This window comes from Nocardioides limicola (assembly GCF_016827675.1).
Classification (GTDB): domain Bacteria; phylum Actinomycetota; class Actinomycetes; order Propionibacteriales; family Nocardioidaceae; genus Nocardioides; species Nocardioides limicola.
The window spans coordinates 123,051-136,760 of record NZ_JAERJA010000005.1; the positions used below are offsets into that span (position 1 = coordinate 123,051).

13 protein-coding genes are annotated in these 13,710 nt (G+C 69.9%); 3 read left to right on the top strand and 10 right to left on the bottom strand.

All coding sequences use genetic code 11. From position 1 onward, the window contains the following. The 3 genes from JKG67_RS11805 to JKG67_RS11815 are packed head-to-tail and all read right to left on the bottom strand — an operon-like array spanning position 1 to position 2,917. Complete coding sequence (locus JKG67_RS11805; RefSeq protein ID WP_238998337.1) at positions 1-1,224, bottom strand: NAD(P)/FAD-dependent oxidoreductase; 1,224 nt, start codon at positions 1,222-1,224, stop codon at positions 1-3. Continuing rightward, positions 1,224-1,562 (bottom strand): non-heme iron oxygenase ferredoxin subunit, encoded by a 339-nt coding sequence (locus JKG67_RS11810; RefSeq protein ID WP_203337517.1) that lies wholly within the window; start codon positions 1,560-1,562, stop codon positions 1,224-1,226. Before JKG67_RS11810 ends, JKG67_RS11805 begins: the two co-directional genes overlap by 1 nt. Beyond that, positions 1,559-2,917 carry an aromatic ring-hydroxylating dioxygenase subunit alpha gene (locus JKG67_RS11815; protein WP_203337518.1) on the bottom strand — a complete coding sequence of 453 codons (1,359 nt, stop codon included), beginning with the start codon at positions 2,915-2,917 and terminating at the stop codon, positions 1,559-1,561. Before JKG67_RS11815 ends, JKG67_RS11810 begins: the two co-directional genes overlap by 4 nt. Here JKG67_RS11815 and JKG67_RS11820 point away from each other — a divergent pair. From JKG67_RS11820 to JKG67_RS11830, 3 genes are read left to right on the top strand one after another with little or no spacing between them, the layout of a single operon-like run. Next, on the top strand, positions 2,916-3,998 hold the full coding sequence (locus JKG67_RS11820; protein WP_238998338.1) for a zinc-binding dehydrogenase: 1,083 nt from the start codon (positions 2,916-2,918) through the stop codon (positions 3,996-3,998). The two genes, JKG67_RS11815 and JKG67_RS11820, sit on opposite strands and share 2 nt — an antisense overlap. A gap of 1 nt (position 3,999) precedes the next feature. Further along, positions 4,000-4,932 carry a 3-carboxyethylcatechol 2,3-dioxygenase gene (locus JKG67_RS11825; RefSeq protein ID WP_203337519.1) on the top strand — a complete coding sequence of 311 codons (933 nt, stop codon included), beginning with the start codon at positions 4,000-4,002 and terminating at the stop codon, positions 4,930-4,932. Continuing rightward, positions 4,929-5,678 (top strand): alpha/beta fold hydrolase, encoded by a 750-nt coding sequence (locus JKG67_RS11830; RefSeq protein WP_203337520.1) that lies wholly within the window; start codon positions 4,929-4,931, stop codon positions 5,676-5,678. Before JKG67_RS11825 ends, JKG67_RS11830 begins: the two co-directional genes overlap by 4 nt. 124 nt (positions 5,679-5,802) lie before the next feature. Here JKG67_RS11830 and JKG67_RS11835 read toward each other — a convergent pair whose 3' ends face one another. The 7 genes from JKG67_RS11835 to JKG67_RS11865 form a co-directional block, all read right to left on the bottom strand. Then, the gene (locus JKG67_RS11835) at positions 5,803-7,038 is read right to left on the bottom strand and encodes an ABC transporter substrate-binding protein (RefSeq protein WP_203337521.1); all 1,236 of its coding nucleotides are present in this window, start codon (positions 7,036-7,038) and stop codon (positions 5,803-5,805) included. A gap of 37 nt (positions 7,039-7,075) precedes the next feature. Next, complete coding sequence (locus tag JKG67_RS11840) at positions 7,076-8,134, bottom strand: branched-chain amino acid ABC transporter permease (protein WP_203337522.1); 1,059 nt, start codon at positions 8,132-8,134, stop codon at positions 7,076-7,078. Beyond that, entirely contained in the window at positions 8,127-9,011 is an 885-nt protein-coding gene (locus tag JKG67_RS11845; protein ID WP_203337523.1) for a branched-chain amino acid ABC transporter permease, read from the bottom strand. The genes JKG67_RS11840 and JKG67_RS11845 overlap by 8 nt, the downstream gene beginning before the upstream one ends. A gap of 10 nt (positions 9,012-9,021) precedes the next feature. Continuing rightward, a complete protein-coding gene (locus JKG67_RS11850; protein ID WP_203337524.1) occupies positions 9,022-9,840 on the bottom strand; it encodes an ABC transporter ATP-binding protein in 819 nt (272 codons plus the stop codon). Next, complete coding sequence (locus tag JKG67_RS11855; protein WP_203337525.1) at positions 9,837-10,616, bottom strand: ABC transporter ATP-binding protein; 780 nt, start codon at positions 10,614-10,616, stop codon at positions 9,837-9,839. The genes JKG67_RS11850 and JKG67_RS11855 overlap by 4 nt, the downstream gene beginning before the upstream one ends. 152 nt (positions 10,617-10,768) lie before the next feature. Continuing rightward, a complete protein-coding gene (locus tag JKG67_RS11860; RefSeq protein ID WP_203337526.1) occupies positions 10,769-11,791 on the bottom strand; it encodes an NADP-dependent oxidoreductase in 1,023 nt (340 codons plus the stop codon). Positions 11,792-12,034: 243 nt separating this feature from the next. After that, positions 12,035-13,639 (bottom strand): bifunctional 3-(3-hydroxy-phenyl)propionate/3-hydroxycinnamic acid hydroxylase, encoded by a 1,605-nt coding sequence (locus JKG67_RS11865; RefSeq protein WP_203337527.1) that lies wholly within the window; start codon positions 13,637-13,639, stop codon positions 12,035-12,037. Positions 13,640-13,710 lie beyond the last annotated feature (71 nt).

Here is a 13,710-nt window from a genome sequence, read left to right on the forward strand (position 1 = left end):
TCATCCCTTTGCTGCGCGGAGGAGCTTGCGGAGGTCGGTGCCGGAGTCGGCGAGGTCATCGAGATCGACGGCGAGGCGACCGTCGATCATCCGGCGGCTGGCGCGGACCGCCTTGGTGTCATCGACGGCGACAGCGCCGACGACGCGCCCGTCGTCGATGGCGAACACGGAGAACGGGCCGTCGCCGGGCGTCCCTCGTACGACGGTGTGGCCGGCGTCGGCCATCCGGCCCACGCCCTCGACGTGGAGACCGTGGCGGTCGGTCCAGAACCAGGCGGCGGTCGGCTCGGGCTGCGGGGTGCCGAGGATGGTCGCGGCCGCCCGGGTGCCGTCGTGCTGGGCGGCCTCCCAGTGCTCCGCGGGACGCTGGAGTACGCCGTCCACGCGGCGTCGCGTCGGGTCGCCGACCGCCAGTACCGCGGGATTGGAGGTGGTCTGGCCGGCATCGACCACGATGCCGCCGGTGACCTCGAGGCCGGCGGCCTCGGCGAGGGTCGTCTCGGCGCGCATGCCGACACCGAGCAGCACTGCGTCGAAGTCTCGTGGGGCGTGCTCGCTGTTCAATCGCGCGGCGATGCCGCCGGCGGTTTCCTCGAAGGCGTCCACGCCCGCGGTGAGCACACTGATGCCACGCTCGGCGTGCAGGTCGTGCAGCCAGGTCGCGGTCTCCTCACCGACGGCGGCGGCGAGCGGCGGGGTGAGCGGATCAACCAGCGTCACCTCGCAGCCGAGGCCGAGCGCGGTGGAGGCGGCTTCGGCGCCGATCAGGCCGCCACCCACGACCAGCAAGCGGGCGCCGGGCAGCAGCGCCTTGCGGAGTCCGTCGGCATCCTCGGCGGTGCGCAGCACGTGGACCCGGTCGCTGGTCGCTCCGGGGATGGGCGGCCGTGCGGCGTGGGCACCGGTGGCAAGCACGACGCGGTCGGCCGGCAGCACGGTGCCGTCGCTCAACTCGACGCCCGCCTCGGCGGGCCGGAGCGCAGCGACCGTGGTGCGATTGGCCAGCCGGATCTCCTGGTCGTCGTACCACTCCGCGGGCTGCAGGGCGAGAGCGGCAAGCTCCTGCTTGCCGGCCAGGTAGTCCTTGCTGAGCGGCGGCCGGTCGTAAGGGAACTCGCCGGCGTCGACCAGCGTGAGGTCGCCGTCATACCCACCGGAGCGGAGCGCCGCCGCGGTGCTGACGCCGGCGATGCCGCCGCCGACGATGACGATGCTCGCGACCATCACACCGGCTTCTCATTCGGGAAGAGGTAGATCTCGCCGTCGCGGACCTCGACCCGGTGGGCCACGGTGTCCTGCGTGGCGGGCAGGCCGTCGACCTCACCGGTCTTCAGGTTGAACTTCGAGGCGTGCAGCGGGCACTCCACGTCGCCGTCCTCGACCCAGCCGTCGGCCAGCGAGGCGGTCTCGTGGGTGCAGGTGTCGTTGAGCGCCCAGCAGAAGCCGGCCTCGTCACGGAGGATGGCGATGTCGTCCTCGGTGCCGGTGACCTCCTTGGAGATGGCGATGCCTTCCCCCTCCTCGACATCGTCGAGGGAGGCAACACGGATGCCTTCGCTCATGACGGGTCCTCCTCGTGCCAGGCGGGGGTGTTCATCAAGGTGCGCCACCGGGCGTAGAACGCCCGCCCTGCGGCGTCGCTGTAGAGCTCACTGGTCACGCCGGGGAAGCGGCCGTCCTCGCGTTCGGAGTCGATCCCCATCTGGTAGTTCAGGGCGACGCCGTTGGTGATGAAGCCGTGCGCGATGGACTGGCACTCGCTCCAGTTCTCCCCGTCGTCCTGCTCGAAGATGCCGCTCGGGCCGAAGGTGCGCAGGTTGTAGCGGCGCTGTGCCTCCTTGACCTCGTCCGGCCAGGATCTGTCGACGATGGTCCAGGCCCAGACCTCGATCTGGTTCGGGCCCTTGGGGTGCCAGATCCGGATCGAACCGTTGACAGGGAGATAGGAGAAGTTGGGGAAGACCGTGGCGTGGCCATTGGTCAGCGGACCGTCCACGCGGGCGTCGCCGAGCCGCTCGCGCAGCGCGTCGTAGTCGACGTGTTCGTGGACGGTGGGGGCGTCGAACCGGTTCTTGGGATGGACCGGAAAGCCGGCGCCGTGGCCGTTGGGGTCGACGTACTGGCGGCCGGTGCGGTGGACGATCTCGTCCTTGGGCTTCTTGCCGGTCGGGCTCATCACCTGCAGCGCCGAGGCGTGGCTCATGTTGACGTGGTACCAGTCGGTGGCGAACTGCTCGGCCGCCAGCTTCCAGTTGCCGTCGAGCACCCACTTGTGGACGCCGCCGATGACCTCGGTGCCCTCGTCATCGTGGTCGAGCATCGCGTCCATGTACCAGGCCATGTCGCCCAGCGACTCGCGCAGCGAGACCGACTCGGGGTTCCAGGTGCCGAAGATCAGGCCCTTGTAGGTCTCGACGTGGGGCACCTCGACCAGGCCCCAGTCCTCGCGGCGGAAGGACTCCGGGTAGCCGTCCTGGTTGGGGACGCTGACCAGCCCGCCCTGCAGGTCGTAGGCCCAGCCGTGGTAGGTGCAGGTGAAGTTCTTGGTCCGGCCGGAGTCGGCACGGCACACCCGCGCTCCTCGGTGGCGACAGGAGTTGAGGAACGCCTTGATCTCGCGATCCTTGTTCATCGTCACGATGACCGGGTCCTCACCCATGTAGGTGGTGAAGAAGTCGCCCGGCTTCTGGAACTGGTGGGTGTGCGCGAGGAACAGCCAGCTCGGGGCGAACACCCGCCGCAGCTCCTGGCGGTAGAGCTGCTCGTCGGTGAAGATCGCGCGGTCCAGCAGGCCGCCCTCGGCGTCCACCAGGCCGGCGACGTCCAGGTTGCGGATCAGCCCGTCCGGCCGACGCAGCGCACCGCTCGGCGCAGTGGTCGCTGCCCGGGACGTCGCAGGCTCGATGGTCGAGGTCATGCTGCTACCGAACTACGTCGGCGAGGAGCGATCCAGCGGCGTTCCGCAGCACGGCACATCAGGTGCACCCGACGTGGTCGGCGACGACCGTGAGGGCATGCTCACCGCAACCGCTGTGTCGCAGAGTGCGACCGATCCCCTGTCCGGGCTGGTGCTGACCGATGCCCCTATCCCCGAGGTCCGACCGGGCTGGGCGCTGGTCCGCATCGTCGCGACCTCTCTCAACATGCACGACCTGTGGACCCTGCGCGGGGTCGGCCACGCCCCCGAGGACCTGCCCCGGGTGCTGGGATGCGACGCCGCCGGGTACGACGCTGACGGCAACCCGGTCGTCGTCTACCCGATCATCGCCTCCACCGACCGCGGCCATGGCGACGAGACCCTCGACCCGCAGCGCGCCTTGTTGTCGGAGAAGCACGACGGCGCGTTCGCGGAGTACCTCGCCATCCCCGAGCGCAACCTGATCCCCAAGCCAGCCGACCTTTCCTTCGACGAGGCGGCCTGCCTCCCGGTCGCTTGGGGTACGGCGTACCGCATGCTCTTCACACTGGCGCAGATCAGGCCGGGCACCCGGGTGCTGGTGCAGGGCGCCGGGGGTGGCGTCGCCTCCGCGGCGATCAAGCTGGCGCTTGCCGCCGGGGCCGAGGTCTATGCGACCTCGCGGTCGGCGGAGAAGCTCGAGCTGGCCGAGTCGTGGGGTGCGCGTGGCGTCGAGTCCGGCGGCCGGCTCCCGGAGAAGGTCGACGTCGTCGTCGAGACCGTCGGCGAGGCCACCTGGTCCCACTCGTTGAAATGCCTGCGCCCCGGCGGCACCGTGGTGATCGCCGGCGCCACCTCGGGCATGAACCCGCCCGCCGATCTGGGCCGGATCTTCTACCAGCAGCAGCGGATCTTCGGCTCCACCGGTTGCACCCGCACCGAGTTCGTCGACCTGCTGCGCATGATCGCCGCGACCGGCGTACGTCCGGTCATCGACCGCACCATGCCTCTCGACGAGATCCACAAGGGCTTCCAACTGATGACCGACGGCGACCTCGCCGGCAAGGTCGTGATCCACCCACCCGCACCCGAAGGAGCCTGAGATGACCGCCGCCGCCGTGGGCCTCTCCCACTCGCCGCTGATCGGCAAGAACGACCCCGCGCCCGACGTACTCGCTGCCGTCGGCGGCGCCATCGACGAGGCGAAGGCCTTCGTGAAGGAGTTCGACCCCGAACTGGTCGTGCTCTACGCACCCGACCACTACAACGGCTTCTTCTACAAGGAGATGCCGCCGTTCTGCCTCGCGACCGAGGCGCACGCGGTAGGCGACTTCGGCTCCCAGGCCGGACCACTCTCGGTCGACAACGACGCCGCCAAGGCACTCGCGCAGGGCGCGCTGGATCGCGGCGTGGACCTCACCGTCTCGGCGCGGATGACCGTGGACCACGGGTTCGTGCAGCCGCTGGAGATCCTCTTCGGCGGCATCGACCAGATGCCGGTGGTGCCGGTCTTCGTCAACGGCGTCGCCACTCCCCTCGGCCCGGTCAGCCGCATCCGCGCGCTGGGCACTGCCATCGGGCAGGCCGCGGCCACCCTCGACAAGCGGGTCCTCTTCCTCGGCTCCGGTGGCCTGTCGCACGACCCGCCGGTGCCGGTGCTCGAGGGCGCCCCGCCGCGGGTCGCCGACGCCCTCATCGAGGGGCACCAGCCGACTCCCGAGCAGCGCGCCAAGGGCGAGGAGCGGGTCGTCCAGGCCGGCCGTGACTACGCCGCCGGGTCGACCACGATGATCCCGATCAACCCCGAGTGGGACAACCATCTGCTCGACCTGATCGAGCGCGGCGACCTCGCCGAGTTCGACTCCTGGACCGTCGACTGGATGGGCGAACAGGGTGGCGGCTCCGGCCACGAGGTGCGCACCTGGATCGCCGCGTTCGCCTCACTCGCGGCCACCGTCGACTACTCACTGGAGTCGCGGTTCTATCGCGCCATCCCGGAGTGGATCGCCGGCTTTGCGGTCGCCACCGGGCGGTGAAACTGCACCACGAGATCGCCGGCCCCACTGCGGGGCCGGCGATCGTCTGCGTCGGCTCGCTCGGCACCACGCTGGAGATGTGGCGGCCGCAGATCGATGCCCTTTCCCCCGACTTCCGCGTCGTCGCGGTCGACCTGCCGGGCCACGGTGGTACGCAGATCCCGGACCAGCCGCCGACGGTGGCGTCGTACGCCGCCACGGTGGCCGACTTGATGGTCGCACTCGGGCACACCCGGTTCGGCGTGGTCGGGCTGTCCTTCGGTGGCGCGGTCGCGCAGGTCCTCGCGGCGGACCATGCCGCGCACGTGACCGCAGCCGTGGTCGCTTGCACCGCTCCGAGCTTCGACACCGGTTTCTGGACCGACCGCGCGGCCGCCGTACGACGTGACGGGCTCGGCCCGGTCGTCGAGGCCACGGCGCTCCGCCGGTTCAGCGCGGACTTCACCGCGCGGGCGCCCGAGGCTGCCGCGGCCTCGCTCAAGCAGCTCGCGGCCATGGACCCCGAGGGCTACGCGGTCACCTGCGAGGCGCTGGGCTCCTTCGCCGAGCCCGTGGCCGACCGCATCCGGGTCCCGGTCCAGCTCGTCGCCGGATCCGCTGACCAGGTCACCCCGCCGCATCTGGCCGACCGGCTCCTCGAGCTGATCCCCGAGGCCCGCCTCGACCTGCTCGACGGTGCCGGCCACTTGGCCAGCCTGGAGCAGCCCCGAGCCTTCACCGCGCTGGTGCGCGCCCACTTCGGCTGAGTCGGTCGCGCCGACATCGGCTGTCGGCGAGGGCATGGTCCGAAGGCGACCAAGGCGCCACCGCACAGGACGCCCGCCCCTCACTCGTCGGACGAGGCGAGGGACGGGCTCCCGTGGCAGATCCTCACTGAGCGGCGAACTCCTCGGCGAGCTCGGAGGCGAACGGCTCCTCGACGACGGTGAGGCCACCGGCCTGGTCAGGGTCGACGACCGACACGAAGGTCTCGTTGGTGGGCATCACCGACCCGTCGGTGAGGTCCATGACCGGCATCAGGCCGGTGTCGACCGCGTCGAGGCTGCGCAGCGCCGAGGCGACACCGGCGCGCGTGAGGTCGCCGTTCTCGCAGGCCTGGTCGAGCGCCTGGCCCATCACGGCCGCCGAGGCGTAGCCGTAGTTGACGTAGATCGTCGGGTCGTCGCCCTCGTAGGCCTCGGCGACCTGCTGCGCGGTCACGGAGTCACCGGCAAACGGCTCGTAGGACGTGATCACCCGTAGGTTGTCCTTCAGCGCACCACCAACCGGCGTGTCGAGCAGCGCCGGGTCGAATCCCGGGCCGTTGGTGAGGATCGGGACGTCCAGGCCAGAGGCCGCGGCGACACCGGCGATCGACGCGGTCTGGCGCGGGCCGGCGCTGACCAGGATGGCGTCCACCTCGGCGTTGGCGAGCTGGTTGACCTGCGCGGTGAGGTCGGTGGCAGTCGGGTCGACGGCGATGGCCTCGAGCTCCAAACCAGCTTCCTTCGCGACGTACTGGCTGCCCAGCAGCGCGTTGCCGCCGAAGTCACCCTCGAAGTAGACGTGGCCGATGGTGTCGCCCTCGGCGATCAGGCCCTCGCGCATCAGGTGGTCCAGCCCGTTGATGATCTCACCGGGGTATGACGCACCGACCACGACCAGGCCCTCCTTGCCGATCCAGTCAGTCGACCAGGTCGCCGGGATCGTGATGGCTCCAGTGGTGGCGATCTGCGGCGACAGCGCGGCGATCACCGGGGAACCAAGCAGTTGCACGAAGCCGAGCACGTCCTTCTCCAGGTCGACGAACTGGCTGGTCGCCTTCTGTACGTCGTACGCATGGTCAGCGACCTCCAGCTCGACCTGGCGGCCGCAGATGCCGCCGTCAGCGTTGCGCTCGTTGAAGTAGAGCCGGTTGCCGTCGACCAGGGTCCGGCCGAGGCCGGCGAAGACGTTGGAGAGGTCACTCATCGCGCCGATCGTGATGGTGTCGGCGGTGACGCCGAAGTCGGTCTTCACGTCGCCGCTCTCGCCGCCGGCTTCCGCGCCGCGGGTGGCGCACGAACTCGCGGTGACCGCGATGATGAGGGCGGCGGCGACCATGCCGCTGCGGAGGCTGGGTTTCATGGGGGTGGAACCTTTCATCGGGGTGTGGGACGGACCGTCAGGAACGACGGACGAGGGTGCGGAGCCGCCCACCGAGTGCGGCCAGCCCTCCGGGCTCGACGACGAGGACGAGGACGATCGAGGCGCCGAAGATCAGGTGCGCGAGCATCGTGGCGTCGAGGCCACCGGTCCCGGGGTCGGCGAGGAAGGTCAGGGAGGTGCTGAACTTCTCCAGAACCAGTGGTAGCGCAGTGACGAACACGCCGCCCGCAACCGCTCCACCGACAGATCCGAGGCCGCCGATGACGACCATGGCAAGGAACGTCACCGAGAGCAGCAGCGTGAAGTACTGCGGGACGATGTACTGGAAGGCGAGCGCGGTCAGAACTCCGGCCACACCGGCGAACATCGAGGAGCAGACGAAAGCAGAGGCCTGGTAGCGGCGCACCTCCACGCCCATCGAGCCCGCAGCCGCGGCGCTGTCGCGCATCAGCCGCAACGCGCGGCCGGGCCGGCCCCGCACGATCCGGGTGGCGACGACGATGCTGACGACCAGCACCAGAACGCTGAGATACCAGAGCCGCTCGCGCTCCAGGAACGGGATGCCGAGTACGACGAGCTCGGGGTTGCGGCCGGTCAGCTCGAAGCCGCCGATGCTGAGGGTCGGGACCCTGCGGCCGTTGAACCCGCCGGTCAGCGGTGCGGCATTGCGCAGGACGTGCTCGCCGATGAAGACCAGCGCCAGCGAGGCGACGCCGAGGTAGAGCCCCTTGACGCGGGCGGCCACCGGGCTGAAGGCCAGGCCCGCGAGGCCGGCGAGCAGGACCGCGGCCAGCGCGGCCACCGTGGACGGCAGGCCGAGCCCGCTGGCCTCGCCGCCGGGCTCGGAGCCGGCCGCGAGGAAGGCGTAGCCGTAGGCGCCGACCGCGAGGAAGAACGCGTGGGCGAGGGACAACTGTCCGGCGGTGCCGGTGAGCACGGTCAGGCCGATCGCGCCGATGGCGCCGGCCATCCCCAGGATGCCGATGATCAGCCACGATCCGTCGACGTACAGCGGCATGGCGAGCAGCGGCAGCACGAGCAGCCAGGGCAGGAGGCGGGCGACGCGGTCAGACACGGGCCAGCTCCTTGGAACCGAAGATGCCGGACGGTCGGACCATAAGCACCGCGAGCATCACGACGTACGGCGCGACGGGAGCGGCGTTGCCGCCGAGGAAGTGGAGTGCATCGGCGTACCCCTGCACCAGGCTCTGGGTGATGCCGACGATGAGGCCGCCGAGCACGGCGCCCTCGCTGGAGTCGAGGCCGCCGATGATGATGGCGGGGATCGCGTTGAGCGCGATGATCCCGGAGTGGTGGTCCAGGCCGGCGTTGGGGAAGGCGGCGAGGAAGATGCCAGCTATGCAGGCCATGGCGCCGCCCATCGCCCATGAGACCATCGCAACGCGGCGCTGGCTGATGCCCATGAGCGCGGCGGTCTCGGCATCTTCGGCCGAGGCGCGCATGCGGGTGCCGAAGTCGGTCATCCGGAACACGACGAAGAACGCGGCGATCACTGCGATGCCGACGATGGTGGCGGCGATGCGAGCCTGCGGCAGCACGGTGCCGAGCAGCGTGACCCGGGCGTCGCCCCACGGGTCGCCCATGGAGAAGACCTCGGTGCCGATCCGGCGGCTCAGCTCGGCGGCAAGCAGCACATCGAGGCCGATGGTGAGGATGGTGGGCACCAGATGGTCATGGGTGCGGGCGAGTGAGACGACCCGTTCGGCGACGATGGCACCGAGGCCGGCGGTGACCAAGCCGGCGGCGACGCCGAGGCCGAAGTTGGAGTGCTCGGAGACCACGGCCACGACGTACGCCCCGAGCAGCATCAAGGAGCCGTGGGCCAGGTTGATGACCTTGGTCCCCTTGTAGATCACGACGAAGCCGAGCGCGATCAGGGCGTAGATGGAGCCCAGTGACAGCCCCAGGAACAGCAGTTGGACGATCTTCACGGTGGGCTCCTCAGCACGCCGTCGGCGTGGTCGATGGCGCAGTTGTAACCGCTTGGTCGTGGGCGGCGGTTTCGCCGAGGTACGCCGCGATGACGGCTTCGGAACTCTGCACCTCTTCGGGTGTCCCCTCAGCGATGAGTCGGCCGAAGTCCAGGACGGTGATGTGGTCCGCGATCGCCATCACCACGGGCATGTCGTGCTCGACAAGGACCACCGAGATGCCGAGCGACTCGCGGACGCTCAGCACGAGCGAGGCGACGTCCCACTTCTCGAAGGCGGGCATTCCGGCGGCCGGCTCGTCGAGCAGCAAGATCTCCGGCTCGGTGCACAGGGCCCGGGCGATCTCGAGTCGCTTGCGGTCGCCGTACGCGAGGGTGCCGGCGCTGGCGTTGAGCTGGCCCCCCAGCCCGACGAAGTCGGCGATCTCGCGGACGCGCTCGCGGTGGATGCGTTCCTCGCGCCGGGCGCCGGGGAGGCCGAGGGCGGTGGCGAGGAAGCCGGCGCGAGTGAGGCGGTGCCGCGCGACCATCAGGTTGTCCACGACCGTGGCGTGGCCGGAGAGCGCGATGTTCTGGAAGGCGCGGCCGATGCCCTCGCGGGCGATGCGATGCGGCGCCATCTCGGTGAGGTCGGTGTCGCCGAACCGGATGCTGCCGGCGGCGGGCCGGTAGTGGCCGCTGATGACGTTGAAGGTGGAGGACTTGCCAGCGCCATTGGGGCCGATCACGGCGTGGACCGTGCCGGGCTCAACGGTGAAGGAGAGGTCGTCGAGGGCGCGAATGCCACCGAACTGCAGCGTGACTCCCTCCACGGTCAGGGCACGGGTCATGCCGACCACCTCTCGAGTACGCCGTCGTGGCGGTCCAACCTCTGTTCGTCGTCGCCCGCGGAGCCGCCGAGGTACATCTGCTGTACCTCGTTGGTGGCGCGGAGCGCGGCGGCGCTGCCGCCGAGCACGACCCGGCCCTGCCCGAGCACGAAGCCCTGGTCGGCGATGGCGAGCGCCATGGCGGCGTTCTGCTCGACGAGCAGCACACTGGTGCCTGCCTCGCGGATGTGCTGCACGATCTCGCCGATCTGGGCGACGATCTTGGGTGCCAGCCCCAGCGTCGGCTCGTCGAGGAGCAGCAGGATGGGCTCGCTCATCAGGCCGCGGCCGATCGCGAGCATCTGTTGCTCTCCCCCGGACAGCAACACCGCGCGCTGGCGGCGGCGTTCGGCCAACACCGGGAACATGTCATAGATGCGGCTGATCTGGCCATCGGAGCGCCCCCGCCGCGTCGCGGCGCCGGCCACGAGGTTCTCCTCGACCGTCAGGTCGGTGAACACGCGCCGGCCCTCTGGAATGTGCGCAATGCCGCGTCGCACGATGGCCTCGGCACGCACTCCGGCGAGCGACCGCCCTTCGAAGGTCACTTCTCCCCCGACCAACCGTCCGCGGTGATGGCCCAGGACCCCGGACAGGGTGCGCATCAGCGTAGTCTTCCCGGCACCGTTGCCGCCGACGACGGCGGTGATCGACCCCGCCTCGGCGGTCAGGTCCAGACCGTCCAACGCGGGCGCGCCCTCGCCGTACCTGACGGTGGCACCCTGGAGTTCGAGCATTGTTGTCCCCTCGGATCACGCGTTGCTGCGTGAACCGATGGTGAGGCTCATCACACGGGTGTCGCGGCGCTTGTTCCGCTGTCCGGCACGCGCCCTGGGCCCTCGCCCTCCGGGCCAAGCGTGCGGTGCGGTCCGCGGGGTCGGGCCGTGGCTCAGACGGGGTCCGACACGTGGAGGATCAGCTTGCCCGGCTCCTTGCCGCTGAACATCGTGGGCAGCAGGTCGGGTGCCTTGTCGAACCCGGACACCACCTGTTCCTCAACTCGCAGCGTTCCGTTTACCACCCATTCCGCCAGCTGCTTGGCCCCGTCTTCGAGCTGGTCGCGGTAGAAGGGGAGGAGGATGCCCTGGACTGAGAGCATCTGGGTGCAGATCTGCATGTAGTTCCTCGGGCCCTGCATCTGCACGTCGGTGTATCCCGATGACATGGCTCCGCAGATGAGGATGCGACCTCGCGGCGCCATGTGCAGCAGCAGCGTGTCGAGCATGTCTCCCCCGACGTTGTCGAAGTAGGCATCGACGCCCTCGGGGCACAACTCCGCCAGGCGCGCGCCGATGTCCTCACTCTTGTAGTCGATCGCGGCGTCGTAGCCGGCCTGCTCAACGATCCAGTCGCACTTCTCCGGGCCGCCTGCTGTTCCGATCACCTTCTTCGCGCCGAGCGCCTTCGCGATGCCGCCGGCGAGGTATCCAGTCGCGCCTGTCGCAGCGGAGACCACAACCGTGTCGCCAGGCTTGACCTTCAGCCCGTCGGTCACGCCGAAGTATGCGGTGAGTCCCCCCACGCCGAAGATTCCCAGGTTCCACGTCAGGGGGTAGCCGGCGTCGGGCAGCACCATCAGCGGCATCGGACCGTCCCCGCGGACGAGGACGTAGTCCTGCCAGCTCATGAAGCCTGCGACGATGTCGCCGACGGCGTACGAGGGGTCGCGCGAGTCGACGACCTGGCCGATGCCCATCGTGCGCATCGGTTCGCCGATCTGGATGGGGGGCATGTAGCCGCCGTCGTCGGTCAGCCAGATCCGCTGACTGGCGTCGTAGCCGAAGTACATTGTGCGCACCAGCACGTCGCCGTCCGCAGGCTCGGGCACTGCGGCCTCGTGGAAGCGGAAGTCGTCGCGGGACACCGCACCGACGGGGCGACGGGCCAGCAGCCATTGACGGTTGATCGTCATGAGATCTCTCCTGTTGTCATCGTGCGGTGAACCTTCTGAGCGAGCACGACGTGTCGGTGCGTGCTGGAACCAGAAACTAGGCGTGTGGACCCGCAGTGGGCATGACGCTCCGCGCAATCGCGCTTGCCTATCCCTGCACTCGGGACGGACAGCAAAGACGCGCCAGAAGGGGCGGCGGCTGCGATCGAGCAACGAATGCTCGCCGGGATGCCGACGCAGAGATCCAGGAGCTCCGCCGGACGCTCACCGAGGCGTGGCAGCGCCTTCGCTGACCGTGCCCTCCGGACCGTGCTGGCCCTCCCGGGCGGCGGGCACGGGGAACTGGGGAACCGTCAGGCCCTCGAGGTCTGTCGCAGCCACGAACCGGTCGGGGCGCACCGCCACGACGCGTGCACTGCTGCCCTCCAACCACGGGAGGAGCATCCGGTCGGTGTCGACGCAGGCATCCGGGCCCGACGCGTAGGCAGCGGTCGGGGAGACCCGGACGTAGCGCGCACCGAGTCGGTCCCAGCCTTCTCTCTCGGCAGGACTGAGCACCTCCAACGGGTCGACGTCGGCACCCAGCAGGACGAATCCGTTGCCGAGGAAGTCGTCGAGCAACAGGCGGCGCCCGAGGGTGTCGGTGACCATCGGCTGCGGGACCATCCGGCCGACGAGCGATGTGCGAGCGAACGATCCCCGGAACCAGCCCGCTGCGAGCCGCGGGGTTGCCAGCTCCCCGGCAGGATCCCGGTCCGCGCGTCGCATCAGCTCCGCCTGCTCGACCGGGGAGAGCTCCTGCTTGATGATGCGCCCCAGATGCACGGCCAGGTCGGTGTAGTACGCCACGTTGGGCCGCCGCTCCGCCTCGTACGTGTCCAGCCACTCCGGCGCGAGCGAGCCCGTCAGGACCCGGCCCATCTTCCAGCCGAGGTCGTAGGCATCGCGTACGCCCGACTGCATTCCGGCGCCCGCCCACGGAGGCATCAGATGGGCGGCGTCGCCCGCCAGGAACACCCGGCCCGCTCGCCAGGTGTCCGCCGTCCGCGTGTGATGGCGGTAGAAGGCATGCTGGTGGATCTCCACGTCGTCCTCGGAGACGCCGATCGCATGCAGGAGCCGCCACACCTCGACGCTGGTCGGGTAGTCGGCGGGTGACTCGTCAGGCCGCAGCGGGATCTCCCAGCGGTGGTTGCCTGCCGAGAGTGCGACGTCGACGACGGGCCGTTCCTGGTCCGACCAGAACGTCAGAATGTCGCGGTCGGGCCACCAGCGCTTGACTCTGCAGTCGATGACCACCCAGGTCACGTCGAGGGTGTCGCCCAGCAGGCTCGCGCCGATCACGGAGCGGGTCCTCGATGATCCACCGTCGGCGGCGACCACGTAGCGCGAGCGCACCGTCGTTGCACGACCGCTGGCGAGGTCGGCCGCCCGGATGGTCACGCCCTCGTCGTCCTGCTCGAGGTCGGTCACCTCGTAGCCGAACCGGACGTCGATCTCGGGACGTTCCGCGGCGCAGGCGCGCAGTTCCTTCTCGAGGGCCGGCTGGTAGATGTTGTAGAACCGCGAGGGACCACCCATGACCGACGGTGGGTGCTCGACGCGGTGAATCTCCGTGCGGTCGTAGGTCAGCCACCGCGAGGCGCGTTGCGGCTCGAGCGTCGGCGCCACCCTCCGGTCGATGCCCAGCGCCTGGAAGATCCGAACGGTCCAGTCGTTGACCGTCATCGCCCGCGCCCGCTGGTAGACGTCCTGCTCACGCTCGAAGGCGATCGTGGTCGCCCCCTCGCCGGCCAACGTCAGGGCCGCGACCACCCCTGTCGGACCGTAGCCGACGACGACCACGTCTGCGTCGTAGTCGCCGTTCACGGCAGATCCCTTCTCCGTCGCGGTATCAAGGTGGCTGAGTGATGCCGTCTGAGATCACCCGCGCGTCGGTG